The 25,216-nt window shown below is 58.6% G+C and carries 23 protein-coding genes; 4 read left to right on the top strand and 19 right to left on the bottom strand.

Annotated elements, in window-relative coordinates; all coding sequences use genetic code 11:
• Positions 1-7: 7 nt before the first annotated feature.
• The 8 genes from QN377_RS18005 to QN377_RS17970 are packed head-to-tail and all read right to left on the bottom strand — an operon-like array spanning position 8 to position 6,954.
• On the bottom strand, positions 8-619 hold the full coding sequence (locus QN377_RS18005; protein ID WP_169917138.1) for a hypothetical protein: 612 nt from the start codon (positions 617-619) through the stop codon (positions 8-10).
• Between the two features lie 15 nt (positions 620-634).
• Positions 635-1,654, bottom strand: a complete 1,020-nt coding sequence (murB, locus tag QN377_RS18000) for a UDP-N-acetylmuramate dehydrogenase (RefSeq protein ID WP_095003148.1) — start codon at positions 1,652-1,654, stop codon at positions 635-637.
• Positions 1,651-2,415 carry a 3-deoxy-manno-octulosonate cytidylyltransferase gene (gene kdsB, locus QN377_RS17995; RefSeq protein WP_095019638.1) on the bottom strand — a complete coding sequence of 255 codons (765 nt, stop codon included), beginning with the start codon at positions 2,413-2,415 and terminating at the stop codon, positions 1,651-1,653. The genes murB and kdsB overlap by 4 nt, the downstream gene beginning before the upstream one ends.
• On the bottom strand, positions 2,412-2,597 hold the full coding sequence (locus tag QN377_RS17990) for a Trm112 family protein (protein WP_086796064.1): 186 nt from the start codon (positions 2,595-2,597) through the stop codon (positions 2,412-2,414). Before QN377_RS17990 ends, kdsB begins: the two co-directional genes overlap by 4 nt.
• 21 nt (positions 2,598-2,618) lie before the next feature.
• The gene (lpxK, locus tag QN377_RS17985) at positions 2,619-3,629 is read right to left on the bottom strand and encodes a tetraacyldisaccharide 4'-kinase (RefSeq protein ID WP_322213319.1); all 1,011 of its coding nucleotides are present in this window, start codon (positions 3,627-3,629) and stop codon (positions 2,619-2,621) included.
• On the bottom strand, positions 3,629-4,057 hold the full coding sequence (locus QN377_RS17980; protein ID WP_095003145.1) for an ExbD/TolR family protein: 429 nt from the start codon (positions 4,055-4,057) through the stop codon (positions 3,629-3,631). The genes lpxK and QN377_RS17980 overlap by 1 nt, the downstream gene beginning before the upstream one ends.
• Entirely contained in the window at positions 4,054-4,689 is a 636-nt protein-coding gene (locus QN377_RS17975) for a MotA/TolQ/ExbB proton channel family protein (RefSeq protein ID WP_095003171.1), read from the bottom strand. Before QN377_RS17975 ends, QN377_RS17980 begins: the two co-directional genes overlap by 4 nt.
• A gap of 48 nt (positions 4,690-4,737) precedes the next feature.
• Complete coding sequence (locus QN377_RS17970; protein ID WP_176464315.1) at positions 4,738-6,954, bottom strand: DNA internalization-related competence protein ComEC/Rec2; 2,217 nt, start codon at positions 6,952-6,954, stop codon at positions 4,738-4,740.
• Positions 6,955-7,087: 133 nt separating this feature from the next.
• On the opposite strand from QN377_RS17970, the gene QN377_RS17965 reads away from it, so the two are divergent.
• Positions 7,088-7,603: a DUF2062 domain-containing protein gene (locus QN377_RS17965; protein WP_095019635.1), complete on the top strand. Its 516-nt coding sequence runs from the start codon at positions 7,088-7,090 to the stop codon at positions 7,601-7,603.
• A gap of 45 nt (positions 7,604-7,648) precedes the next feature.
• Here QN377_RS17965 and QN377_RS17960 read toward each other — a convergent pair whose 3' ends face one another.
• The 3 genes from QN377_RS17960 to QN377_RS17950 form a co-directional block, all read right to left on the bottom strand.
• Positions 7,649-8,428 (bottom strand): ABC transporter permease, encoded by a 780-nt coding sequence (locus QN377_RS17960; RefSeq protein WP_095003142.1) that lies wholly within the window; start codon positions 8,426-8,428, stop codon positions 7,649-7,651.
• Positions 8,425-9,357 carry an ABC transporter ATP-binding protein gene (locus QN377_RS17955; protein WP_095003141.1) on the bottom strand — a complete coding sequence of 311 codons (933 nt, stop codon included), beginning with the start codon at positions 9,355-9,357 and terminating at the stop codon, positions 8,425-8,427. The genes QN377_RS17960 and QN377_RS17955 overlap by 4 nt, the downstream gene beginning before the upstream one ends.
• Positions 9,358-9,490: 133 nt before the next feature.
• The gene (locus QN377_RS17950) at positions 9,491-10,117 is read right to left on the bottom strand and encodes a glutathione S-transferase (RefSeq protein WP_095003140.1); all 627 of its coding nucleotides are present in this window, start codon (positions 10,115-10,117) and stop codon (positions 9,491-9,493) included.
• Positions 10,118-10,268: 151 nt separating this feature from the next.
• Between QN377_RS17950 and QN377_RS17945 the strand changes: the two genes are divergently transcribed.
• Positions 10,269-12,716, top strand: a complete 2,448-nt coding sequence (locus QN377_RS17945) for an acyl-CoA dehydrogenase (RefSeq protein WP_095019634.1) — start codon at positions 10,269-10,271, stop codon at positions 12,714-12,716.
• A 63-nt stretch (positions 12,717-12,779) separates the two neighbouring features.
• Complete coding sequence (locus QN377_RS17940) at positions 12,780-13,196, top strand: PA2817 family protein (RefSeq protein WP_083369822.1); 417 nt, start codon at positions 12,780-12,782, stop codon at positions 13,194-13,196.
• A 114-nt stretch (positions 13,197-13,310) separates the two neighbouring features.
• On the opposite strand, the gene QN377_RS17935 is transcribed toward QN377_RS17940, so the two are convergent.
• A complete protein-coding gene (locus tag QN377_RS17935) occupies positions 13,311-14,252 on the bottom strand; it encodes a LysR family transcriptional regulator (RefSeq protein ID WP_322213323.1) in 942 nt (313 codons plus the stop codon).
• An 88-nt stretch (positions 14,253-14,340) separates the two neighbouring features.
• On the opposite strand from QN377_RS17935, the gene QN377_RS17930 reads away from it, so the two are divergent.
• Positions 14,341-14,967 (top strand): hypothetical protein, encoded by a 627-nt coding sequence (locus QN377_RS17930; protein WP_095019633.1) that lies wholly within the window; start codon positions 14,341-14,343, stop codon positions 14,965-14,967.
• A gap of 5 nt (positions 14,968-14,972) precedes the next feature.
• On the opposite strand, the gene QN377_RS17925 is transcribed toward QN377_RS17930, so the two are convergent.
• The 7 genes from QN377_RS17925 to QN377_RS17895 form a co-directional block, all read right to left on the bottom strand.
• Positions 14,973-19,697 (bottom strand): dermonecrotic toxin domain-containing protein, encoded by a 4,725-nt coding sequence (locus QN377_RS17925; protein WP_095019632.1) that lies wholly within the window; start codon positions 19,695-19,697, stop codon positions 14,973-14,975.
• 113 nt (positions 19,698-19,810) lie between these two features.
• Positions 19,811-20,632, bottom strand: coding sequence for a quaternary amine ABC transporter ATP-binding protein (locus tag QN377_RS17920; protein ID WP_095019631.1), 822 nt, complete (start codon positions 20,630-20,632; stop codon positions 19,811-19,813).
• Positions 20,629-21,480: an ABC transporter permease gene (locus tag QN377_RS17915; RefSeq protein ID WP_095003135.1), complete on the bottom strand. Its 852-nt coding sequence runs from the start codon at positions 21,478-21,480 to the stop codon at positions 20,629-20,631. The genes QN377_RS17920 and QN377_RS17915 overlap by 4 nt, the downstream gene beginning before the upstream one ends.
• 21 nt (positions 21,481-21,501) lie before the next feature.
• The gene (locus QN377_RS17910) at positions 21,502-22,521 is read right to left on the bottom strand and encodes an ABC transporter substrate-binding protein (RefSeq protein WP_095019630.1); all 1,020 of its coding nucleotides are present in this window, start codon (positions 22,519-22,521) and stop codon (positions 21,502-21,504) included.
• The gene (locus QN377_RS17905; RefSeq protein ID WP_095003133.1) at positions 22,518-23,066 is read right to left on the bottom strand and encodes a sigma-70 family RNA polymerase sigma factor; all 549 of its coding nucleotides are present in this window, start codon (positions 23,064-23,066) and stop codon (positions 22,518-22,520) included. The genes QN377_RS17910 and QN377_RS17905 overlap by 4 nt, the downstream gene beginning before the upstream one ends.
• A 138-nt stretch (positions 23,067-23,204) precedes the next feature.
• Positions 23,205-23,996 carry a phosphate/phosphite/phosphonate ABC transporter substrate-binding protein gene (locus QN377_RS17900; protein ID WP_095003132.1) on the bottom strand — a complete coding sequence of 264 codons (792 nt, stop codon included), beginning with the start codon at positions 23,994-23,996 and terminating at the stop codon, positions 23,205-23,207.
• An 18-nt stretch (positions 23,997-24,014) separates the two neighbouring features.
• Positions 24,015-24,956 (bottom strand): fatty acid desaturase, encoded by a 942-nt coding sequence (locus tag QN377_RS17895; RefSeq protein WP_095019628.1) that lies wholly within the window; start codon positions 24,954-24,956, stop codon positions 24,015-24,017.
• Positions 24,957-25,216 lie beyond the last annotated feature (260 nt).

Here is a 25,216-nt window from a genome sequence, read left to right as displayed (position 1 = left end):
AATTAAATCAAAAAGGCCAGAACGAGCGACGACCTCTCTCCAGCTCACCGCGACATTGGCCAAGCTGTGCACCATAGGTTTTGGACTGCTGCTCGACTTTACGCGCCACCTGCATCAACCAGGGTTTGGCGCGATAGGTATTGCGACTGTAACCCCCCCTGCCCTCGTGATACGCCAGGTACTGGTTATAGGTATCCCACTTGGAGATCCCCAATTGCCGCTGGGTACCCGCGGTGTACCAACCGATAAACATGATGGCGTCAGCGAAATTGTCGCGCGACCCGGAACTGCCCATGCTGTTTTCAAAGTCACGCCATGCCGGAGGCTGAGCCTGTGCATAGCCGTAGGACGGGCTGACCCTGCCCCACGGGATGACCCACAAAAGGTAAGCACGAGGCGGAAGCGCATCGGCAACGAAGCTGCTTTCCTGCTTCATGATTGCCATAGCAACATGCACAGGCGTGCCCCAGCGCTCCTGCATCGCTACCGAGTCTTTGTACCAGGCCGGATATTGCCTATAGATACTGCACAGGTTGTTTTGATCTTTGGGCGGAGCAGTGACACAACCGGTCAACGTCACCAGTGCCAACGCCAGCGCCCCTGCCGGTATGTGCTTCATTGATAGTCCAGACCGCTAATACAGGTTGGGCTCCATCTCCAGCTGCACCGCAAAGCGCTGCTCGATATCTGCCTGAATACGCTGCGCAAGGGCCAGCAACTGCAAACCGGTAGCCGACCCATAGTTGACCAGCACCAACGACTGCAGGCGATGCACTCCGGCATCCGCCTCACGAAAGCCCTTCCAGCCTGCAGTTTCGATCAACCAGCCCGCCGCCAGCTTTACCTGGCCATCGGCTTGTGGGTAACCAATCAGGCCGGGGTGGGCCAATTTCAATTCCGCCGCCAGGCTTGCCGATACCAGCGGATTCTTGAAGAAGCTGCCGGCATTGCCCAACACCGCAGGGTCAGGCAGTTTTTCGCTGCGGATACTGCAGATAGCCCGACTTACATCACAGGCCGTCGGCTGCTCAATGCCCTGCTCGGCCAGGCGCTGACGCACAGGGCCGTACTCCAGATGCAGATGCATGGCCCTGCTCAGGGCAAAGCGCACACGCAAAATCAACCAGCGCCCGGCCTGCTGCTTGAACAGACTGTCACGATAGGCAAAGTTGCATTCGGCCAGACTGAACTCACGCAACTCGCCGGTTTGTCGGTCGAGCGCTGTAAGGCCTGCGAATACATCCTTGATCTCGACCCCATAGGCGCCGATATTCTGCATCGGCGCGGCACCCACGGTGCCAGGGATCAGGCTGAGGTTTTCCAGGCCCGACAAGCCCTGCTCAAGGGTCCACAGCACGAAGGCATGCCAGACCTCCCCCGCTTCAGCCTCCACCACTACCCGCTCGCCATCATCTTCCAGCAAGCGGATACCGCGACTGGCCATGCGCAAAACCAGCGCTGGCACATCGCCGGTCAACAGCAGGTTGCTGCCGCCGCCAATCACCAGCAACGGCAACTTGTGCTCAGCCGCACACAGCAAGGCCTGGCGCACATCATCATCGTTGTGCGCCTGGGCAAACAGGCTGGCCTTCACATCAACACCAAAGCTATTGAAGGGCTTGAGCGACGCATTGACCTGCATGTCCAAACTCATGACTCCAGCAAACGCCGAACGCGCTCAAGATCTTCCACGGTATCTACCCCGGCAGGAGGAGCTTCAAGCACATCGGCCACGTGAATACGCACACCATGCCACAGCGCCCGCAGTTGCTCGAGGCGCTCGGTGTTTTCGAGCCAGCAAGGCCCCCAGCTGACGAAGTCATGCAGGAAGCCCGCTCGATAGGCGTAGATGCCGATATGTCGACGGTAAGGCACGCCTGCTGGCAGTGCGTCCGGGTGCAGTGCAAAGTCATCCCGCGCCCAGGGCAACGTGGCCCGGCTGAAGGTCAGCGCCAGCCCGTTGATATCACTGACCACCTTGACCACATTGGGATTGAACAGCGTCTCGACATCATCGATAGGCTCGGCCAGGGTCGCCATGCTCGCCTCGCCATGGGCCGCCAGGTTGAGCGCAACCTGATCGATCACCTGTGGCGGGATCATCGGCTCATCGCCCTGCACGTTAACCACAATGGCATCGCTGGCCAGACCCAGTTGCGTAGCCACTTCGGCCAGGCGATCAGTGCCGGATTCATGGTCGGCACGGGTCAGCAGCACCTCGGCGCCGAACGCCTTGCAGGCCTCGACAATACGCATATCGTCAGTGGCAACGACCACACGTTGCGCGCTGCTTTTACAGGCCTGCTCCCAGACATGCTGGACCATCGGCTTGCCGGCGATCATTTGCAGCGGCTTGCCCGGTAAACGGGTCGAGGCATAGCGCGACGGGATAACGACGGTAAAAACCGGGATCATTTATCCAGACGCTCTTCGGCAGTGAGGGTGCGGGCTTCGGTTTCGAGCATTACCGGAATGCCATCACGGATCGGGTAAGCCAGGCCTGCGCCCTTGCTGATCAGCTCGGTCTTGTCGGCACTGAGCTTGAGCGGGCCTTTGCAAACAGGGCAGGCGAGGATATCGAGCAGCTTGGTGTCCATAAATGTTCCCCTTGAGATGAGTTAGGGTAAAAGACGATCAGGTAAAAGACGCAGCAATTGTTGGTCAAACCACAACAAAAAGGCCTCGGAAGGCACTGCATCAACAGCCAGATACCACCAGTCGGATGACGCGAAGTCACGGCACTTCACCGCGTCCTTTTCGGTCATGACCACGGGTAATGATGGCGAGAAATTCAATATTTCGGCGCTATAAGGCGCGTGATCAGCAAACGCATGAGCAATTGGCCGCCAGTGTAGCGTTTCAAGGGTGGTGAAGAAACGCTGCGGGTTGCCGATACCGGCGACCGCATGCAGAGCCTGCTGCGCAGGAAAAAAGTCCAGCGCCTTGCGCTCCCCACTCACCAGATTCACCAGTGCGGTGGGTTGCAACGCAAAGGCAAAACCGCCCTGCGGGTCGCTGGCAGCGCCGTTATAGAGCACCGCGTCAACGCTCTGCAGGCGCTCGACCGGTTCGCGCAGCGGCCCGGCAGGCAGGCAACGGCCATTACCCAGGCCTCTGGCATTGTCGATCAACACCAGCTCCAGATCCCGCGCCATACGGTAGTGCTGCAACCCGTCATCCGACAGGATCAGGTCCAGCGGCTCGCTGGCCAGTAGCGCCTTGATCGCCCGACTGCGGTCGGGATCGATCATCAGGGGCACACCGGTGCGCTGCACGATCAGCAAAGGTTCATCCCCCGCCTGCACAGCACTTTGCTCGGCGCGTACACGCCACGGCAGTTGCGGCGGGGTCGCGCCATAGCCGCGACTGACCACGCCAACGCGCAGTCCCTGGCGCTGACAGTGCTCTATCAGCCACAGGATTAATGGCGTTTTGCCGGTGCCGCCGACCGTGATGTTCCCCACCACGATCAACGGCACCGGCGGGCGATAGATCTCGCCCTCACCGGCGACAAAACGTGCCCGCTTGCGCTCAACCACCCGTCGGTAGAGGCATTCGAGTGGTCGCAACAGGATCAGCAGCGGATGCCCGGCATACCAGGCACGCAGTAAACGATCGGACATGGCCATCAGGGAGTCGTCTGCGCCTCAACCGTGGTCATGCGCAAATGGCTAAAGCCGAGCTTGCCGGCCGCGTCCATCGCGGTGATGACCGCCTGATGTTGCGTTTTGCCATCGGCGCTGATCGACAGCGGCAAACGGGTATCGCCACCGGACTCTTTCTGCAGGGCCTCCATCAGGCTGGCCAGATCATTCTTGGGCAACAACTGGTTATTCACCGAGAAAACCCCGTCTGCGCTGATGGCGATATCCAGTTGCTTGCCATTCTGCTCATCGCTGGGTGAACCGCTGACAGCCTCCGGCAGATCGACGCGCAACTGGGTTTCGCGGGTGAAGGTGGTGGTCACGACAAAAAACAGCAACAGGATAAACACCACGTCAATCAATGACGCGAGGTTGATATCAACTGTTTCCCGTGGCTTGCGGCGAAATTTCACGCTTTACTCCCGACCATATCGACTTCACGGTCGCCCTGAACCACTTCAACCAGCTTGATTGCCTCCTGCTCCATGCCAACCACCAGGTCGTCAACACGACGCTGCAGGAAACGATGGAAGAATACGGCCGGGATACCCACCATCAGGCCTGCGGCCGTGGTGATCAGCGCCTTGGAAATACCACCCGCCAGCACCGCAGCATTGGAGGTCATTCCCGAGCCCATGAACGAGCTGAAAATATCGATCATGCCCAGCACCGTACCCAGCAGCCCCAGCAAGGGCGCCATTGCGGCAATGGTGCCCAGGGTATTGAGGTAGCGCTCAAGCTCATGAATAACGCGCGCGGCGGCCTCTTCAATGCACTCTTTCATGATTTCGCGACCATGACGGGAGTTGGCCAGGCCCGCGGCAAGAATCTCACCCAGAGGCGAATCGGCACGCAATTGCTTGAGTTTTTCCTTGTCCATTTGCTTGTCTTTGATCCAGACCCAGACCTGACCGAGCAGATGCTCCGGGGTCACGCGACTGGCACGCAGGGTCCACAGACGCTCGACAATAATGCCCAGCGCGGCAACAGAGCTCAGAATGATCGGCAACATCATCCAGCCGCCGGATTTGACCAGTTCCCACACAGTGACAATCCCCTCGAAAAAGTGTGCCACTCTACCACAGGGGCAGCGTCAATCGCGCCAGAACCGGCGTTGGTCGCGCATGCTTTCAGCCTTGCCCGACGCCCCCAGGCGAAACTTCACCGCACCCTGCTCGGCGCTGTCCAGTACCTGCACCCCCAGCGCCAGATACCGGGCCATCACCTGTGGATGGGGATGACCGAAGCTATTGCCATGCCCCCGGGAGATCAGCACGATTTCAGGCGCCAGGGCCTTGAGAAACACCATCGACGACGAGGTCTTGCTGCCGTGATGAGGAGCCTGCAACCAGCGGGTAGGCACGCCCAGCGGGCTTTGCAGCAAGGCACGCTCGGCCCTGGCATCGATATCCCCGGTCAGCAGCAACCGCTCATCACCGGCCTGCACCTGCAACACGCAGGACTTTTGATTACTGTCGCTGGCCCCCGCCCACTGCCAGAGTGAAAAACTCACACCATCCCATTCCCAAGTTTCCCCACTGACACAGGGTTGCGCCCGCAACGGCTCCGCCAGCCCCGGCACATCGCCGCTAATCACCCGTTTCACGCTGACGCCCCGCTGCACCGCCAGCGCCCCACCGGCATGATCCGAATCGGCGTGACTGAGCAGCATCAAATCCAGCTCGGCCACCCCCAATGAACGCAAAACCGGCACCACCACCCGCTCGCCCTGATCCAGATTCCCTGACTTGGGGCCTGCGTCGTACAACAGAGTGTGATTGCGGGTACGCAAGGCAATCGCCAGACCCTGACCAACATCCAGCTGCAGCACCTCGACCTGACCACGGGGGATCTGTTCACGGGGCGCAAACAGCGCCAGCAGCACCAGCGGCCAACCCAGCGGCCGCAAGACCATCCCCGCAGGCAACAACAGGATCAGCACTCCGGCCGCACTCAACAGCCAAATGTAAATCGGCACGGATACGGGCAACCACGGCGTAAACACATCGGCCAGCAGGCTCAAACCCTGGACCAACCCATCGATCAGGCCACCTGACAGCCACAGCAGGTTTTCCCCCAGCCAGGGCACAGGCAACAGCAAGGTCCCCAGCAAAGCTGTTGGCAGCACTGCCAGGCTGATCCAGGGGACGGCTATCAGATTGGCCAGCGGCCCGGTCAGGCTGATGGGCAGATCGAGTATCCACAGCATCGGGAACAAGCCCAGGGCGATCAGGCCGTGAGGGCGCAACCACATGGCCCGCCACCCCCACGCCCCCAAGCGGCCACTGAAAGTAAAGAGAAGCACCGCCACGGCGCTGAATGACAACCAGAACCCAGCCCGCAAACTCGCCAGCGGCTCGACGATCAGCACGGCATTGAGCGCCAGCAAAAAAGGCAGCCACACGCCCAGTTGCCGAAACCACAAACGCCATGCCAGCACCAGTCCGAGCATCATGCACGCGCGCTGCACCGGCACTTCAAAGCCCGCCAGCACGCCGTAACCTGTGGCGCCAATAAACGCCAGGGCACAAGCCCAGGGTAACCACGGCAAACGACGTGGCCACAGTCCATAACGCGCCAGCAAGGCGATAAATCCATAGATCAAGCCGGCAAACAGGCCAATATGCTGGCCCGAGATCACCAGCAGATGCACCGTGCCGGTCGCTTGCAACAACGTCCAGTCATCGCGACTCAGACCCGATCCATCACCCAGTACCAGCGCCGCCAACCACGAAGCCCGGCCCTGGGCATCAATGCGCAGCAGACGCTGACGCAAGCCGTCACGCCAGGCGTGACTGGCAGCCTCCTGTAAATGCCCCTGCTTGACCGTACCGGTCGCACCGATGCGCTGCGCCAGTAACCAGGCCTCAAAATCAAACCCCTGAGGATTGAGCAAGCCTTTGGGTTTCTTGAGTTTGACCGCCAGCCGCCAGCGCTCGCCGCTGTTCACCGCAGGGCCGCCATACCAGCTCAGCCTGATAGTCGCGGGCAAAGCACCGTGGCGCGACTTTGCCCCCTGCAATTCAAAGCGGACGGATGTTCCAGACTGCTGCGGCAAGCCGATCACACGCCCCTCGACCCAGAGCGTACGCCCGTCGAATGAGTCAGCCAGACGGTTATCCAGTGCCCTTTGCCCCTGAAAGCAGGCCCAGCACAGCCCAAGCACATAAAGCCCCACCGGCCAGCCCCTGCAGGCTAATAGCAACACCCCCGCCGTCACCATCAGCAGCAACCACCCGGCAGACGGTAAACCAGGTAAAAACCGCAGCGTGATCAGGCCCGCTGCCAGCGCAAACATCCCTGTGTACATGCCTATACTCAACTTATCCCTTTGACTCGGATTAGCTGGAATCCCGGGGCCGCGCTTAAGAAATTGTCACAAAGTCTAAATAGGCATCCTGTCGAATTTGGGCATACTGCCCCCTTGACCTAGGGAGAGGCCCATGCCACGGCGTTTGATCAAACGTTTCATGCCAGATCCGGCCCTGATCAGGGAACACAAGTCCTTACGATTTTTGGGCACCTTGCTCCATGATCCCAACCTCTGGCACCTCAACCGTCACTCCGTGGCCCGGGCAATGGCGGTGGGCATTTTCGCGGCCTTTATACCCATGCCGTTCCAGATGCTTCTGGCGGCCTTTCTGGCAATAAGGGTTCGCAGCAATATGCCGATCTCCGTGGGCCTGGTATGGCTGACCAACCCCATCACCATGCCCCCGGTGTTTTATTGCACCTACCAGCTGGGCGCCTGGCTGATGAACGTGCCGGCGCGCACCCTGCCCGACGAACTGACCTGGGAATGGATCAGCGGCCAGCTCTCTACTGTGTGGCAGCCATTCTTGCTGGGCTCGGTGGTCTGCGGCGTGGTGCTCGGCGCATTGACCTATTGCCTGACCATGCTCTATTGGCGCTGGTGGGTCAGCCATAAATGGAAAGCCCGCAAAAACAGGCACCCATAAAAAAGGCCCCGAACAGGGGCCTTTTTTATCCGCATGTCACAACAACTACTGACGCATCCCGCGCCCGCTGACCAGCAGCCTGGCGCAGCCGAAGTAGAGCACGATGGTCGCCACCACCATAAAGGTCAGCGCGACACTGATCTTGATGTCCGAAACGCCCAGGATGCCGTAGCGAAAGGCGTTGACCATATGCAGCACCGGGTTGGCCAGCGACACGCTCTGCCAGAACGGCGGCAGCAGGGTGATGGAGTAGAAAACCCCGCCCAGATACGTCAGCGGCGTCAGTACGAAGGTCGGAATAATCGAAATATCGTCGAAATTGCGTGCAAAAACGGCGTTGATAAACCCCAGCAACGAGAAAATCGTAGCGGTCAGCACCACCACCACAATGGTCAGGCCCAGGTGATGCACCTGCAGATGGGTAAAGAACAGCGACAGCAGGGTCACGATCAGGCCCACGATCAGGCCACGCAAGATCCCGCCCACGGTAAAACCGATCAGGATCGTGTGGGGCGACACCGGCGAGACCATCAGCTCTTCAATCGAACGCTGGAACTTGGCGCCAAAGAAGCTCGACACCACGTTACCGTAGGAGTTGGTGATCACCGACATCATGATCAGACCCGGCACAATGTACTCCATATAGGTGAAGCCACCCATATCGCCGATTTGCCGACCAATCAGGTTACCGAAGATCACAAAGTACAAAACCATGGTGATCGCAGGTGGCAGCAGGGTTTGCGGCCAGATCCGCATAAAGCGGCGGACCTCACGGTAAATAATGGTGTTCAACGCAATCAGGTTGGGACGCAGCTCCGAGCTCATACCGCCACCTTTGCCAGGTTTTTCTCGACCAACGACACAAACAACTCCTCAAGGCGATTGGTTTTGTTGCGCAAGCTCACCACTTCAATGTTTTGCGCGGCCAATTGAGTGAACAGACCGGTAATGCCCACCACCTTGTCGACCTGGACCTCCAGGGTCGCGGCATCGAGCAACTGGCTCGGGTAGCCGATCAACTGAGGGGCAGCCTGCAGCGGTTGCTTCAAGTCGAGCAAAAAGGTCTCGACATGCAACTGTCCAAGCAGTTGGCGCATGCTGGTGTTTTCGACAATGGTGCCGTGATCGATGATCCCGATATTGCGGCACAGCTGCTCAGCCTCTTCCAGATAGTGGGTGGTGAGGATGATGGTGGTGCCCTGCTCGTTCAGCCCGGTGAGGAAGGACCACATCGAGCGGCGCAGCTCAATGTCGACACCGGCGGTAGGCTCATCGAGGATCAACAGACGCGGCTCATGCACCAAAGCCCGGGCAATCATCAGGCGGCGCTTCATGCCACCGGACAACGAACGCGATGGCGTGTCGCGCTTGTCCCAGAGCCCTAACTGCGTCAGGTATTTTTCGGCTCGTTCCTTGGCGATTTTCGCCGGAATACCGTAGTACCCCGCCTGGGTCACGACGATATCGAAGGTCTTTTCAAACTGGTTGAAGTTGAATTCCTGCGGAACCACACCAATCGAACGCTTGAGGGCTGCGGGATTGCGATCAAGATCATGGCCAAAGATATTCACCGTGCCGCCGGTCTTGTTGACCAGGGTCGAGAGAATGCCGATGGTGGTGGATTTGCCGGCACCGTTAGGGCCCAGCAAGGCAAAAAAGTCACCTTCGGCGACATCCAGATCGATACCACTCAGGGCCTGGAAACCGTTGCCGTAGGTTTTGGTTAGCTGCCGTATGGACAGAGCGGAACTCATATCGGATTACGCACCAAGATGGGGGAAAGGGGAATTGTAAATAAGGGCGAACAGCCTGTAGGACAAGTCCGACAAGACCCTATGGTGCTTGGCCTCGCCGCACAAGTACAGTCGCCCGTATTAATAGTGGCTATTAAGTCAACGCGGTCATGACGGCATTTCGATAGGCCGGACGCTGCTTCAAGCGCTCATACCATGCACTCAGGTGCGGTAGGGGCGGGCGTTCGATGGGCATTTCAAACCAGGCGTAAATGAAGCTACCCAGCGGGATATCACCCATGCCGATTTCATCACCGGACAAGTAGGGTTTTTCAGCCAGGGCCCGATCGGCCACGGCAAGCAATTCGCCGCTGGCCTTGATTGCGGCGTTGATTGCCACCCAGTCCTGCTGCTCGGCCGGCGTGCGCAAGACACCCCAGAACACCGTGCGAAACACCCCGGCAAAGGAAGTGCTGGTCCAGTCCATCCACTTGTCCGCCTGCGCCCGCACACGTGCATCGGTTGGGTACCATGACGTATCCGAGCCATATCTGGCAGAGAGGTAACGCACGATGGTGTTTGACTCCCACAGCACGAAGCCGTCGTCCTCTTCAATCACAGGCACCTGGCCATTAGGGTTCAACGCCCGGTACTCAGGGCTGTTGACCACCCCAAAGGCGCCGCCCGCCTCTACCCGGCTATACGGCAACGCCAGCTCTTCAACACACCACAACGCCTTGCGCACGTTTGACGAATTCTTGCGACCCCACACTTTCAGCATGATCTGGCTCCTGATTGATAGACGCCGAAGGAGTCTACGCCGGGATGACGAACTCCGTCTCCAGCGCGAGGTCACTATCCCTACAACCCTGATCGAAAGTTGCGACTAAGCTCACAAGGGTGCACGCCCCTGATTTCATGGAGGATTGAATATGCTGTTGTTGTGGATACTGGTTCTGATTGTTGGCATCGCCTATATGGCCCATCGCCGCATCGCCCCCCTGACGATCATTGCCGTGGTCGCGGTATATTTACTGGCCATGGGGGTTATCGGCCATGTACCTGGCGGGTTGCTGGCAATCCTCTGGCTGCTGCTGGCCGCGCCCACGGCCCTGCTGCTGTTGCCCGAACTTCGTCGCAAAATCTTTACCGCCCCCCTGTTCAATTGGTTCCAGAAGACCCTGCCGCCGATGTCGCAAACCGAACGCGATGCCATCGATGCCGGCACCGTGTGGTGGGACGGCCAGTTGTTTAGCGGCCGCCCCGACTGGAACCAGCTGCTGGCCTACCCCAAGGCCCGGCTGACCGAAGAGGAACAGGCATTTATTGACGGCCCCACCGAAGAGTTGTGCGCAATGGTCAGCGACTGGGAAATCGGCCAGGCCATGGACTTGCCACCGCAGGCCTGGGCGCACATCAAGGAGCATGGCTTCTTCGCCCTGATCATCCCCAAAGCCTACGGCGGTAAAGGGTTCTCGGCCTACGCCCATTCCCAGGTCGCCATGAAACTGGCCACCCGTAGTGGCGATCTGGCTTCCACCGTAATGGTGCCCAATTCCCTGGGCCCCGCTGAACTGCTGCTGCATTACGGTACCGATGAACAACGCGACCACTATCTGCCACGCCTGGCCCGTGGTGATGACATCCCCTGCTTTGCCCTGACCGGGCCCCTGGCAGGCTCAGATGCCGGGGCAATGCCCGACACCGGGATCATTTGCAAAGGCCAATGGCAAGGTGAGGAAGTTATCGGCCTGCGCCTGAACTGGGAGAAACGCTATATCACTCTCGGCCCCGTCGCCACGCTGCTGGGCCTGGCGTTCAAGGCCCATGACCCGGACCATCTGCTGGGCGACAAAGAGGACCTGGGCATCAGCCTGGCATTGATCCCTACCGACACCCCCGGCGTCGAGATCGGCCGTCGCCATCTCCCCCTGGGCGCAGCCTTTATGAACGGCCCGAACTCGGGCAAAGATGTGTTTATCCCGCTCGACTACCTGATCGGCGGCCAGGAAATGCTCGGCAAAGGCTGGATGATGCTGATGAATTGCCTGTCGGTGGGACGGTCGATTTCGTTGCCGGCAGTGGGCACCGGCGCGGCCAAGTTCACCAGCCTGGTGACCGGCCAATATGCTCAGGTACGCGAACAGTTCAATGTGCCACTGGCCGCCTTCGAGGGCATTCAGGAGGCGCTCGCGCGTATCGGCGGCAATGCCTGGCTGATGGACAGCGCCCGCATGCTGACCGCCAACGCGGTGGATCTGGGGGAAAAACCCTCGGTTCTTTCGGCCATTCTCAAGTACCACCTTACCGAACGCGGCCGCGAGTGCATCAGCCATGCGATGGACGTGCACGGTGGCAAAGGCATCATCATGGGCCCCAACAACTACCTGGGGCGTAACTGGCAAGGGGCTCCGATCTTCATCACTGTAGAGGGCGCCAATATCCTCTCGCGCAACCTGATGATCTTTGGTCAGGGCGCCATCCGTTGCCATCCCTTTGTGCTGAAGGAAATGGCCTTGGCCGGGCGGGAAGATAAAGATCAAGCCATGCTGGAGTTTGACGCCCTGCTGCTCAAACACATTGGTTTTGCCATCAGCAACGCTTCCAGCACGCTGGTGTTGAACCTGGGCATTGGCCGTTTCGAAGCTGCGCCCGGCAACCCGTTGAGCCAGGGTTACTTCCGCGCGCTCAACCGTCAGGCGGCGGCGTTTGCCCTGCTCGCGGACCTGAGCATGATGCTGCTGGGCGGTGAGCTCAAACGCCGCGAGCGCTTGTCTGCGCGCCTGGGCGATGTGCTGAGCCATTTGTATCTGGCGTCGGCCGCCCTCAAGCGTTATCACGACCTCGACTCGCCGCAATACCTTGATCCGCTGTTCAAATGGGCTATGGAAGAAAGCCTGGGCCACGCTGAGCGCGCACTGGATGAACTGTTGAAAAACTTCCCGAGCCGAACGCTGGGCTTTCTGTTGCGCGGCGTGGTATTTCCGTTTGGGCGCCGGCATACCGGTCCGTCGGACGCACTGGATGCCGAGGTCGCTGCAGTATTGGGCCGCGCCAAAGGGGATCCGGCACTTGAAGCCGTGCTCGCTGGCTGCTACCGCCCGCAATCGCCGGATGACGCTGTGGGCGCCCTGCAACATGCCAGCAACCTGCTGAGCGAAGCGCGCCCCCTGCACAAAAAACTCCACGAAGCGTTGAAAAGTGGCCAGGTAAAACCCGCTGCAGGAGAACCGTCCATCGATGCCGCGCTGCAAGCCGGGGTACTGCAACCGGCCGAAGCTGAAACCTTGCGCACCGCCGAAACCGCACGACGCAAGGTCATCGACGTGGATGACTTCAGCAAGGAAGAACTCAGCCACACAGAAGGAAAGATTCGATAACAGGACAGCGAGCGCGATGAGCTTTATACTCTCGCGCCCGTTTTACCCTAGAGGACACCCGCAATGGCCACCAACGATCTGAACCACAACCTTGTCCTGCTCGACATTCTGCGCAGCATCCTGGTTGCTGTCGGTGACGCTGAGCAGATCCCCGAGGAAAGCCACGCGCTGTTCCTGGAGCGTTTTGACGACATGCGCAGCTCGTTGCCGGTTGACCCGATCAACAGCCAGTACCTGGGCCAGGACATCATGTGCCAGGTAATCGAGCGCTATCCGCAGATCGCCCACCTGGTCCCGCGCGACCTGCTGTGGTACTTCGGCGGCGCCTGCTTCAACTTCCTGTCGGATGAAGAGCTGGACATGTATCAGGCCCTGGAAGAGCGCCGCCACGAAGCAGAACTGAACGATGAGCCGTTTGACTGGAATCAGGAAAAACAACTGATGGCGCTGCCCACGACACAAGACAGCCCGCAGCACTGATCGCAGTCCGACCCAAAAGCCCGCCCGGTTTTGCCTGGCGGGCTTTTTTTGAAGAAGCAAAAGCTCTGTAGCCGTTCCAACGGCTGCGTTCGGCAGCGCAGCCCTCGGCAGCTGCTACGGATTACGCCACATCTCCAGCGTCGGTTCCTGCGCCATCCGCTCCACCAGAAAGTCGATAAACACTCGCAGCTTGGGCGGCAAATACCGGGTGGGCGTTTGTAGCAACCACACGCCGCCGTGGTAGGAAGCAATAAAATTCCACTCGGGCAGCACCTGCACCACCACCCTCTCCTCCAGCGCCTGGCGTGCCGTAAAGTACGGCAAGCTGCCGATCCCGATATGCTGCAACACCGCATCCAGGCGCACGCCCGTATGATTGGCCGCATAACGTCCGCGCACCCCCACCGTTACCGACCTGCCACCCTGCCTGAATTTCCAGCGCGCATCAGCCGGGGTTTCCCCCAGGTAAATGCAACTATGGTCACGCAAGTCCTCAGGCTGCTGCGGCACCCCGTGCCCGGCCAGATACTGCGGCGTGGCACAGAGTAAATGCTCGATCGGGAACAGTTGGCGCCCCACCAGCCCCGGTGGCGGCTGGTCGGTAATGCGAATGCTCAAGTCAATGTTGTCATCGATCAAATCGACATAACGATCCTCGAGGATCAATTGCACATCAACCTTGGGGTAACGGCGCAGAAATTCGGGCATATGGGGATGTATCACGTACCGCCCCACGGCCTTGGGCACGCTCAGGCGAATGAGCCCCTCGGCCTCCCGGGTAAAACGCCCGCTCAGGTCCATCACCGCCTGAGCCGAACAGGCCATTTCATCGCAACGTTTGAAAACCTCTTCACCTGCATCGGTCAGGCCGAGCTTGCGGGTTGTGCGTTGCAGCAAGCGAATGGCCAGGGCTTTTTCCAGTCGGGCAACACTGCGACTGACTGCCGAAGGCGATGTGCCAAGCTGACGAGCGGCTTCAGAGAAGCTGCCTGCCTCGACCACTTTCACAAACACGACCATTTCAGCCAGTAATGACAACGGGAGATTTATGCTCACAGCGCACAGGTCCATTGAAAATTTGATGGATTATCACACTCCTGACTCCCCCCTATACTAAAAACGAAACCCGCTCAGGAACACCTCCATGACCCAACGCCTGTTTTTCAATGACGACGCCGTGAGCTGCGAGGTCGAAGTCATCCACTGCGCGCCCCAAGAAGACGGGTTTGCCGTCATCCTCTGCGCCACTCCCTTTCATCCCCAGGGCGGCGGGCAACCCAGCGACACGGGCTGGATCGGCGACAGCCAGGTCATCAAGGTTGTGCAGGGACAGGATGCTATCGTGCACCACGTCAGCGTGCCCGTACCGACAGGCCGGGCACGGGCTCAGGTCGACGAAACCCGCCGTCGGTTGCATGCCCGCCTGCATTCGGCCGGGCATTTGATTGGTGTATGCGGCGAGCAACTGGGCTGGGTACCCACCAAAGCCCATCACTGGCCAGGCGAATGCCGGGTAAGCTTTGTAGCCGGCGACAATCCGCAACCCCTTGAGGCCGAGGCCGTACAGCACACCCTGGCACAATGGATCGCTGCCGACCTGCAAAGGCATACCTGCCTGGACTCGGAGCAGCGCGCCATCCGTTTTGGCGAGCTGCCGGGCTATCCATGTGGCGGCACCCATGTGCAATCCCTGGCTGAACTGGGCACCGTCAACGTGTTGTCCGTAAGTCAGAAAAAGGGCGTGCTCTCAGTACGCTACGCTCTGGCCTGACGCAATCAAGGAAGGGATAAAAAAAGCCGCTGCGCCATGGCCCGATCCAGTTTGGCGCGATACACCGCGATATAGTCATGGGAACTCTGTGCCCGGGCGTACAACGCCTGTTCACTCAGGGTGCGCTGTTGGGCCGTTTTCAAGTGGGCCACGTCAAAGTCGGCGGCGAGTGTGTCCATTGCCTTGTAATGAAAATGTGCAAACCACAACTCATTATTCTCCAAAGTGCTAATGGCGTATTCCTCAAGATAATCCTTGCGCTGGCCTTTGGACAAAAACCGCCGCCTCCCCACGCGGGTAATGTTTACCTCGCCCTGGGCCTTTAAATACTCGACGTTGGCACCCGTTGGCGGCAGCCGCTTGATAATGCTGATGCGCAGGCTTCGGCCCTCGGCGCGCAACCTGCCGGCCGCCGCCTTCAGGTCGGTAATTAATGCCAAAGCGCCAGCTCTGCGCTCTTGAGTCAGGGGCTCAACCTCAGGGCTGGATGTGAGCACAATCCGCTCCATCTTCTGCGCCACCTCGTCGAGTGAGCTGGCTTTGAAGCTCAGAATTTCTTCTATTTCGATCGGTATTCTGGATGTTGCAGCGCTTGCCCTGTTCTGTGCAATGACTCCCGAAATCCGCTCCAGCAACGTGCGGGCGTCAGCCTGGAGTCGGGATAACGACTTGGCTTGTGAAGCCTGAAGAGTGGGTGGTCTGCTGCTACCGATTTCTTCCCATTCTCCCGCCTCTGTTTTGCGATAGGAGCGGATATTCATTTGATCGATGCCCTCAGTCACATCGACGATTTCATCTTCAGACTCCGAGGACGGAGGACGACGCTGCCCTACCAGCGTCAGGTTTTTTGTGGTCTTGATTACTTGCTGAGTCCCGCGGGACGATCCTGCCCCGGCTCCTGGCTCATTGATCAGGCGACTGGGGCCTGGCCGGGGCTCTTCTGCTTCAGAAGAGGAGCTTTCGGACTCACGGATAACATTCTGCATCTGGGCTTCTGCAAACGTTCTCAGGCTGCTTAGAACCTCAATAATGTCGGGCAGATATTCATTACGGAAATGCTCGGAGCCAAGACTGACAAGGTTCTGGCAAACGCCTTCCGCTGCGTCGTATTTTTCGATGGTCTTATCGAAGAAATCGAGATGCTCTCCGGGATACTTCGTCTCTTCACGGCGCAAGCTTAATTGCGACCAGGCGGTATCAATCAATGTTCCTTGCCCGAACAGATCAAATGCATATTGCTCTTCAGGTATGAGGTTGACCGCATCACGGCGGATCACCAGTTCGCACAGGGTTTCCAGGTAGGCGGCGGACCAGTGGCGGTCGAAATAATCCCGATTGGGTTGATTGATTATCTCTTCCAGTGCGCTGTATCTGGGCAACGGCCTGGTTCTGACCTCATCAAGGGCATCGCACTCGCGCAGCGAGTTTTTATATAACCGCGCCTCTAGCCGTTCGGCCTGTTTCAAGTTGGTAATCCAGCGCTCATAGGGAGCACTCGAGCCATTGTTTATCTCTGCCAGAACCTCCAGCAGCGAAGCGGTATAAGAGACCCTGGAGTTGGATACCGGCAGTTCACGGAGCGCTTCTTCCAGGTAGTTCTGTAATTTGAACAGCCTCAAGGTCAGCTGTACCCAAGTCTCCTGTGTTCTGGCCTCAAAGCCCTCCAGGGGGATAATTTGGTTCGACCTGGTTTTGACGTTGATCATGTCCAGCACACCCGCGCGCCACGCTTCCAGCTCAGCTTCGTAGCGATCAACAAACGTCGCTCGCCGATCGGGAAATTTAGTCAGCAACTCTTCAGTCAGTTTCAGCACTCGGTCGCGCCTCAGAAGCTCTTCGTCCAGGCGTTCGGCCTCTTGCTGCAACGCGGCCACTTTCTGGGTCTTTTTCTCGCGCAATGCCTGAATGGTTTTTTTGGGACCGCCGCCGCGCAATCCCAAACGCAGATCGAGTTGCCACTGCCCGGCCTCATCCCTTCTCAGGCGCGGGCCAAATCTTTCAGGCTGCCTGTCGTCCTGGATCACCAGCCCATCCGCGTCACGGCCAACGCGATAGGTTTTGGCACCGATCTGCACATATGACTTGCCCTCATGGTTGATAACACCTTTTAAGGGGCCTACTTCGATGCGCGTGCCCTGGCTCAAGTCCAGATCCAGCACAAAAGTGTCCAGGCTTGCCTGCTGCAGCTCTGTCAAACGGGGCTGAGCACTGAACCATGAGAAGTCCAGGGACGAATACTGGCTGGCAGCACGGGGTTCAATATCGGGCTGTTTCTTTTGCGCGATAACGCTAGCGGACACTGGCTCAACCGCCGGGAGGGCCTCAGGTTTATAGATCGTAAACAACGGTTCATCGACAGGGGCACTCAAGCGTAACCGGGCATTGGCTTTTGCCTTGAATCTCAGACCTTCGTGCAGAAGTGCCAGGCTGATATTGAATAAAAGATCGATAACCGTTTGTTGCCCCGCCTCTTTATCGCCATCAATTCGCGCCTGCAAACCGCTATCAAGGCTCAACAGGGTCTGAAAAAGCCAGGCGGCTTTCTGCAAGGGCCCACTGAGGAAAAACGTCAACCCGTTAAACAGGCTCCAGCCATAGTGCTTGAGCAGCATCCAGCGACGCTCAGAGGTCGACACCGTCTGGTTGTCCGCCATGCTCATCAACGCACTGACGTTGGCGTCAAACATCGCCCCGTAGTAGTTGCCCACCAGGCTACGCGTACTCAAGGTCGCCGGGCGACGTGGCAACAGGGCCAAAAAACCCTCCAGCAGTACATTCTCCAGATGCGGTCGCGCAAAACCGCCGTCGGCGTAATAACCACGGGCGTCATCGTCCAGCCAGGTCAATATGCTTTCTTGCAGCTCACCCGGATGCTTGATGGCGTCAAACAATGCGGGCCAGCTGGCATACTCCAACAAGGGTTCAGGGGCAAAAGGCCGGTACAGGATAAAGGGCCCTGTCTGGGTATTCAGCGAGCCGAAGACAAACATGTTCGCCGCCGTATCAACTCTGGCCCCTTCATAGGCGTAAAAGCCCAGGGGCCGCACGCACACATAGTCATGGCTGACCGACCGTTGCGCGTCGTGGCGCATGACCTGGGTGACCACATGCAAGCCCTGCGGGGTAAAACCGGCTTGCCCCCTGATTTTTTTCTCCAGGGCCAACAGCGGCAATTGAATTCTCAGTTGGGCCGCATATAACGCCTCGCGCTGCATGACTTGCTTGTCGTCGTCCACCAGGTAACCCTTGAGTAGCGCGATATAGCCCACTCCCACATCCAGCTCATCCACAAGGCTTTTCACGTAGCCACTGGTCAACCAGTCAGGTGCTGGGGCGCCTGTGCGATCCTTGACCGCGATCAGGCCGACTGGCCAGCCGCCTCTGTAGCCAAGGACAAACTCGACAAAAGACAGCACATCGTCGCTGAAAACAGGCAGCTGCAAGTTTTCGACCCCCACGTCATGTATCTCAATGTGCGAGATATCGAGGCCTGACCGCGGATGATCGCGCTCGATGCGTTGCCTGATCATTTTCTCGGCGTACACCGGCAATGCATCAATACCGTCCAGAAAGGTGCGGCCCCGGGTCTGGCGCTGCCAGATCACTTCTGCGCTCATCAACCTGCTGTAGTCCAATTGATCCACGGAGCTGGCCTGCTTGAGCCACTCGGGCAATACGGAGATCACATTCTCCAGGTGCGGGCGTTCCTGCTCGCTGAAAAACGGGAACATCGCAGCCGCTTCGTCCAGCACCTGCTCCAGTCGCCCGACGCTCCATTTGCCTGCCTGAGCGGCTTGCCCCACACGCACCATGTTGCGCAACTGCTGGTCGAGCAAGGTGCGGGCCAGGCCGGTGATAAAGTCCCCCTCGGGCTCATGCAGACTCCAGCTCAACAACCGAACGGGGGCAACCTGCAACACACGAGTCAGCATGCAGGTAGCGAACGCCTGTACCGAGCTGAAGGACTCAACCCCGTGCTCCAGTGAATAACCGAGCACAATCAGGTGATCGGGCATTTGCCGGGTGATCAGCACCACACCCGGCAGTTGAAAGCGCCGCCGAACGTTGTTCTCTGTACCGTCGATATTGACCAGATAGGCGTGCACCGGGGTTTCGAGGGTTCCTCTGGCCCGATTGTCCCTGTCAGGGAAGGATGCAACCACCGCCAGCACGACTGCCTGATCGGCAGGCAAGGCAGGCACGCGGTTTGGCATCAGGGCGGCACCCCCCAGGGCCATCCGTAACACTTCGCTCAACCATTGAAGCGGGGCCAATGAGCCGTTTTGCCTGTCACTCCAGAATTCGGCCAGCGCCTGTTGATAGGCCGCAATCAATAACCCCGAATGGTCGTTGATGATGCTTTGCAGCTCCGCCATGTTCACCGCCAATGGATGCGCAGACAGTTCGTTTTTATCGACGCTCAGGCGGTGAACCCCCTGGATAAGCACCACCGGCGTTGAGTCGATAAAGCACTGAATCATCACATCCGCAACGGCCATGAAACGATAGCGCCTGGGCATGCCCGGTGAGTTCTCATGGCTCAATGGCTCAGCGATAGCGAGCTGCGTAAAATCCACGTTCAGCGCCGGGTATTTATCCTGTAGCGCTTGCTTGAACCAGCTGGCAACGACACCTTGAAACGTCGGGCGCAGGGCAAAACTGTGACCCGCAAAGCTACTCAGGGCCGAGTAGCGGATCATGGCATCAGGGGTGGTCGAAAGTGTTTTCATGACAGTTCATCGCGTTGAATTAGACGAGGGTTACGCCCGCGAGAGGCAGAACCGGATCGGCTGATTAAACGCAATGAATCCGCATTACAGGCGGTATCTGGATATGTACAGGATCAGGCACTGGTGCGCCGGCGCTGGACGAAACGGCCGACGTAGTCATCTGCCGGAGCCTGCAGAATCTCTTGCGGGCTGCCGACCTGGATCAACTGCCCGTCCTTGAGTACGGCAATACGATTGCCAATGCGCAACGCTTCGTCCAGGTCATGGGTGATAAACACGATGGTTTTTTGCAAAGTGCGCTGCAATTCCAGCAACTGATCTTGCATCTCTGCACGGATCAAAGGATCCAGGGCACTGAAAGCTTCGTCCATCAGGATGATGTCGGTGTCGGTGGCCAATGCCCGTGCCAGGCCGACGCGCTGACGCATGCCGCCCGACAGCTGATGAATGAACACCTGCTCGTAACCTTGCAGGCCGACCACGGAAATCCAGTGGAGGGCCCGCTGCTGGCATTGCGCGACGCTCTCGCCCCGGACTTTCAGGCCATAGGCGACGTTATCCAGTACGTTGCGGTGAGGCAGCAGGCCAAAATTCTGAAACACCATGCTGATCTTGTGCCGACGAAAATGGCGCAAGGCAGGCATGTCGTAATCCAGAATGTCTTCTCCGTCGACCAGGATCTGACCACTGCTGGGGTCGATCAGCCGATTGAGATGACGCACCAGCGTGGACTTGCCTGACCCGGACAAGCCCATGATGACGAAAACCTCTCCCGCCCTGATCGATAGCGAAATGTCATTGATGCCCACCACACAGCCTGTTTCGGCCAGCACTTGGTCTTTACTCTTGCCCGCGCGGATCATCGCCAGCACGGCTTTTTCGCGATTGCCGAACACCTTGTAAACGTTGCGTATTTCTATTTTGTTGACGGTCATTTCTGATCCCCATGCCGAGGTCGGCCATAGGCCTGGGTAATGCGGTCGATGACCACCGCCAGAATCACGATTGCCAGCCCGGCTTCCAGCCCTTTGCCGACGTTGAGGGTCTGAATGCCTACCAGCACGTCTTCGCCAAGACCGCGTGCACCGATCATCGAGGCAATCACCACCATCGACAGGGCCATCATGGTGGTCTGGTTGATACCGGCCATGATGCTGGGCATGGCCAGCGGCAATTGCACACCGAACAACTGTTGCATCGGCGTGGCACCAAAGGCATTGATCGCCTCCATCACCTCGCGGTCGACCTGGCGCAGGCCCAGATCGGTCAGACGGATCAGCGGTGGTACGGCATAAATCACAGTGGCAAAAATCGCTGGCACCTTGCCCAGGCCAAACAGCATCAGCACCGGGATCAGGTACACGAAGCTGGGCATGGTTTGCATGATATCCAGCAGCGGCATCAGCACCGAACGCAGACGGTTGCTGCGGGCGGCCAGAATCCCCAGCGGGATGCCCAGCAGCACAGCAATCACTGTGGCCACCAGCATCAGCGCCAGGGTCTGCATCAGCTTGTCCCACAGGCCAACAGCACCTACCAGGAACAACAGGCCGACAATCAGCAAGGTGCTGAAAATTTTGCGCGTGGCATGCCAGGCAATGGCGCCGACGATGATCAGCATCAGCCACCACGGGGTCAGGCGCAGCAGGTTTTCGAGGTGGATGATGGCCCACAGCAGCGTGTCGGAGATGTGCCGAAACACATCGCCGTAGTTGCTCACCAGCGCATCAACGCCATCATTGACCCATCCTGCGATGGAAAACGTCAGATTTTCAGGAAACATGCGGTGCTCTTGTTCAAGGAATTAATTCGCTTTAAGCGCCGCATCGACCTTGGCCGCCGCTTCAGGAGTAACCCAGGCATGCCAGATCTGCGGTTGCTCGCGCAAAAAGGCCTGCGCCGCCTTACTCGGTTCGGTGCGTTTTTCGCTCATTTGCGCCAGGGTTGTGTTCAGCAGATCGATCGGGAAATCGACCTTCTGGTAGAACTCGACCAGTTGCGGGTATTGCTTGCTGAACGGGGTCGACACGCCGATCGCCAGTTTCGCCGGCAAGGAGCGGGTGCCCTTGGGGTTGGGATTGTTGGCGTCGGCCAGGGTTTTCCAGGCTTCGGCATCGAAGGCAGGCTCTTCGAGTTTTATCAGTTTGTAGCGGCCAATCAGCGGGGTTGGAGACCAGTAGTAAAACAACACCGGTTTGCCACGCTTGATCGATGAGCTGACCTCGGCATCCAGCGCCGCGCCGGAGCCTGTACGAAAGTTCACGAAGTCCTTGTCCAGCCCGTAGGCCTTGAGCTTTTGGCTGTTGACGATTTCAGAGGTCCAGCCGGTAGGGCTATTTAGAAAGCGACCGCGAGAAGGGTCTTCCTGATCGCGGAAAACATCTTTGTAGCGTGCCAGATCGTTGACCGACTTCAAGTCCGGGGCCAGTGCCTTGATGCCTTTTTCAGGGTCGCCCTTGATCACATACTCCGGCACCCACCAGCCCTCGCTGGCGTTCTTGACGATATCGCCCAGCCCCAGCACCTTGCCCTCGGCTTCGGCCTTGATCCACACCGGGCTGCGCCCTGCCCACTCTTCACCAATCACTTGAATATCGTTTTTGGCCAGTGCTGCTTCCAGACTGACTGTGCTGCCGGGCAATGTGTCCGTCGCCACGTCGTAGCCTTTCTCTGTAATCAGGCGCAGCACTTCGGTAATCAGGCTGCCGCTTTCCCAGGTGATATCACCAAAGTGAACCGGTGCCTTCTGCTCGGCCAGCACCGGTTGGGTGATCAATGCACAGGCCAGCAGCGGACCACCGAGCCATTTTTTCAAGTTATTCATGCGGATTCTCTTGTTATGGAGGGGCGGTAGGTGGGTTGCGCGGTGGCGTGCATGGCGCAACGCTTGAGGGCGCGAACCATGTAGTCACTCACGCTGCGCCGGGATATGCCCAGCTGTTGTGCGATTTCGGGATACGTCAGGCCATTGACCCGTGATAGAACGAAGGTTTCCCTTACCTTGTCGGGCAAACCATCGAGCCGGGCATCAATCATCTGCAAGGCTTGAATTGCCTGGGCCAGGGTCTCTGGCGAGGGGAAATGAAGGGGTTCTTGCTGTTGCACACTCATCAGATAGGCCCGTTCCACATCCCGGCGACGCCACAGTTGAAAGATCAGACGCCGGGCGATAGTCGTCAACAACGCACGCGGCTCGCGGATGACCTGCCCCTGAGGTGCGCTTAAAAGCTGGGCAAACGTGTCGGCCGCGATGTCTTCAGCGTAGCTGCTGGAATCGAGGTAACGGCACAAACGTGCATGCAGCCACAAATAGTGGGTGCGATAAAGCTGGCTCACATGGTCGCGGTGAGCGATGTCGGCGCCGGACATAGGGGCTCCAGGAATTAAACAGAACGGTATGTCCGGTGATCCGGTGATCCGGTGCGGCGATCCTAGCAAATGGTTTTATGCAATTTAAATACTAAAAAAACATTTGTTTATTCGTTTCAGCTATTAAGTATGGCTCCACTACTGCAACACGTCATACCCGAACTCAGCCGCTTCCTGCCGATAATCGAGAACCATCTGATAATCCGCTTCACTGGCTGGTAAAACTTCCCGCAGCCCCAAGGTTAGAGCTACTTCGGGTAATTGCTCCAAGGCCGTATTCATTGCCTGGCGAATCTGCCCTGCGCCGTCACGTCCGGCACTGAGCGCAGTGATGTAAGGCAAGGTCGGGCTGGAGGCCGTACGCGCCACAATCCGCAGCCCGGCAACTTCTGCCGGCGCATAGCGGGCCAGGTAGGCATAGGTCACGCTGTCGATGGCGGCAAGGTCGGCCCAACCTTCGCGCACCCAGCGCAGGCTTTGCCGGTGCGCGCCGCTGACGGCCACGGAGGCAAAAAAGCGCCCACCGCGCTGCAGGGGCGCAAGGCGATGGCGCAATAGATTCATGCCGCTGTTGGAGTGCTGATCATTGATCACCCCGCGGCTGCCCGCGAAAGCGCCCAGATCGCGGCGCGGATCTGCATCACGGCTGACAATCACACTGCAATGCTCCCCCCCATGGCTGTCGGGCCATTCGTAATGCGGGCGACCGACCAATTGCACCTGACCGCGCAACTGGGTCAACAGCGGATAACCGCAGGTCTGGCTCAGCAACAACTCGGGGGCCCTGAACAACTCCAGCAGGCCAAGGCCCCGGGCATCGCCACGGGTATGCTGCAAAAGCTCGAGAACACGGGTCAACCAGCGTTCATTGGCTTCGCTGACCTGCTGGGGGGCTACATACATTGCCAATTCGGCATAACGGCCAGACATGGAAGGCACCTTGTGAAATTAACTGAACGGATGCTGCGGGCTATCAATCGCCTGCACCGCGTGACGGCGAATCAGTTCACCGTAGCCTTGCACCAGAAAACCGCCGCTGCGCTGCTGCCACTGCTCTCGTCGCGCACGGTAGACCCTGGGCATGTAAAACCACGGCAAACCCGGTAAATCATGGTGCACCAGATGCAAGTTGAGGTTCAGGAACAGCCAGGTCCAGGGCCAACCGGCTTCATTGAGTACCGTTCGCTGTTCCGGCCGGGATGCGGGACGGTGCTCATAAAAGGAACGAACCATGCCCACTGACAAAACCGGCACGGTAACCAGAAATACATACTGCCAAACAGCCAGTTCGCTGCAGTACGCGATGAAGGCAAACATCAGCATCGTGAAAAAACCGTGGGTCAGCCACATGCACCAGGCTTTCCGCTCGCCGCTGCGCAGGCGATGCAACTCCTCCCTGGCCATGCCGAGCAATGCCAGGGGCGGGCCCAGCAGCAGGCGTCCGGGCACCGTTTTGTTCAGCCAGAGCAAACCACGCAGCAGACTGGAACTGCCCTGCCAGTGAGCCTGGCTTAAATAGCGGCTTTCGGGGTCAATGCCGGGCAAGGTCAGGTCATGATCGCGGTGATGCTGCAAATGGCTGTCCCGATAGAGGGTATAGGGGTACCACAGCGCAAAAGGTGCGTAGCCCAGCACCTTGTTAAGGTTACTGGAACCTGTGGGGTGGCCGTGCAGCAGTTCGTGCTGCACCGACATCCACAGCACCACCACCGGGATCAGCAGCACAATCGTCCAGCCAGCGCCAAGCACCGGGCTGCCCAGCAGCAACGCAAACCAGGCGGTGGGAACGGCAAGCAGCAATAACCAGGTAGGCCACTGGGTTCGACCGGTGAAGGTACGGGACAAGGCCTGGATGTCCCGTTGTTGGGCGCTATCGAAATAATGCGACATCTGATGAACTCAAAACAGGTTTGAATCCTTGTTGCGCCAGTCGCAGTTTTCTTGCAGATCGATTGGTTATGAGCTTAGAGGTGTTTGCGTACGGGTCGAAAAGCAAACCCCGGAAACGCAAAAAGCAGCCCGAAGGCTGCTTTCTGTGTGTTTTTTGAAACTGCGTTGCTCCAAAAAACAAAATTTGGAGCGGGAAACGAGACTCGAACTCGCGACCCCGACCTTGGCAAGGTCGTGCTCTACCAACTGAGCTATTCCCG

Origin of the sequence: Pseudomonas sp. CCC4.1, from assembly GCF_035019225.1 — a bacterium.
Classification (GTDB): Bacteria; Pseudomonadota; Gammaproteobacteria; order Pseudomonadales; family Pseudomonadaceae; genus Aquipseudomonas; species Aquipseudomonas bubulae.
This window is presented reverse-complemented; position numbering and strand designations above follow the sequence as displayed.

What these genes read in the sequence shown, in the direction of transcription:
- QN377_RS17915 (WP_095003135.1), bottom strand. Translation starts at nt 21,480, where the DNA reads ATGTTTCCTGAAAATCTGACGTTTTCCATCGCAGGATGGGTCAATGAT.
- QN377_RS17925 (WP_095019632.1), bottom strand. Translation starts at nt 19,697, where the DNA reads ATGAAAACACTTTCGACCACCCCTGATGCCATGATCCGCTACTCGGCC.
- QN377_RS17940 (WP_083369822.1), top strand. Translation starts at nt 12,780, where the DNA reads ATGGCCACCAACGATCTGAACCACAACCTTGTCCTGCTCGACATTCTG.
- QN377_RS17955 (WP_095003141.1), bottom strand. Translation starts at nt 9,357, where the DNA reads ATGAGTTCCGCTCTGTCCATACGGCAGCTAACCAAAACCTACGGCAAC.
- kdsB (WP_095019638.1), bottom strand. Translation starts at nt 2,415, where the DNA reads ATGATCCCGGTTTTTACCGTCGTTATCCCGTCGCGCTATGCCTCGACC.
- QN377_RS17970 (WP_176464315.1), bottom strand. Translation starts at nt 6,954, where the DNA reads ATGTACACAGGGATGTTTGCGCTGGCAGCGGGCCTGATCACGCTGCGG.
- murB (WP_095003148.1), bottom strand. Translation starts at nt 1,654, where the DNA reads ATGAGTTTGGACATGCAGGTCAATGCGTCGCTCAAGCCCTTCAATAGC.
- QN377_RS17930 (WP_095019633.1), top strand. Translation starts at nt 14,341, where the DNA reads ATGACCCAACGCCTGTTTTTCAATGACGACGCCGTGAGCTGCGAGGTC.
- QN377_RS17990 (WP_086796064.1), bottom strand. Translation starts at nt 2,597, where the DNA reads ATGGACACCAAGCTGCTCGATATCCTCGCCTGCCCTGTTTGCAAAGGC.
- lpxK (WP_322213319.1), bottom strand. Translation starts at nt 3,629, where the DNA reads ATGGCCATGTCCGATCGTTTACTGCGTGCCTGGTATGCCGGGCATCCG.
- QN377_RS17960 (WP_095003142.1), bottom strand. Translation starts at nt 8,428, where the DNA reads ATGAGCTCGGAGCTGCGTCCCAACCTGATTGCGTTGAACACCATTATT.
- QN377_RS17905 (WP_095003133.1), bottom strand. Translation starts at nt 23,066, where the DNA reads ATGTCCGGCGCCGACATCGCTCACCGCGACCATGTGAGCCAGCTTTAT.
- QN377_RS17965 (WP_095019635.1), top strand. Translation starts at nt 7,088, where the DNA reads ATGCCACGGCGTTTGATCAAACGTTTCATGCCAGATCCGGCCCTGATC.
- QN377_RS17920 (WP_095019631.1), bottom strand. Translation starts at nt 20,632, where the DNA reads ATGACCGTCAACAAAATAGAAATACGCAACGTTTACAAGGTGTTCGGC.
- QN377_RS17910 (WP_095019630.1), bottom strand. Translation starts at nt 22,521, where the DNA reads ATGAATAACTTGAAAAAATGGCTCGGTGGTCCGCTGCTGGCCTGTGCA.
- QN377_RS17900 (WP_095003132.1), bottom strand. Translation starts at nt 23,996, where the DNA reads ATGTCTGGCCGTTATGCCGAATTGGCAATGTATGTAGCCCCCCAGCAG.
- QN377_RS17895 (WP_095019628.1), bottom strand. Translation starts at nt 24,956, where the DNA reads ATGTCGCATTATTTCGATAGCGCCCAACAACGGGACATCCAGGCCTTG.
- QN377_RS17945 (WP_095019634.1), top strand. Translation starts at nt 10,269, where the DNA reads ATGCTGTTGTTGTGGATACTGGTTCTGATTGTTGGCATCGCCTATATG.
- QN377_RS17950 (WP_095003140.1), bottom strand. Translation starts at nt 10,117, where the DNA reads ATGCTGAAAGTGTGGGGTCGCAAGAATTCGTCAAACGTGCGCAAGGCG.
- QN377_RS18005 (WP_169917138.1), bottom strand. Translation starts at nt 619, where the DNA reads ATGAAGCACATACCGGCAGGGGCGCTGGCGTTGGCACTGGTGACGTTG.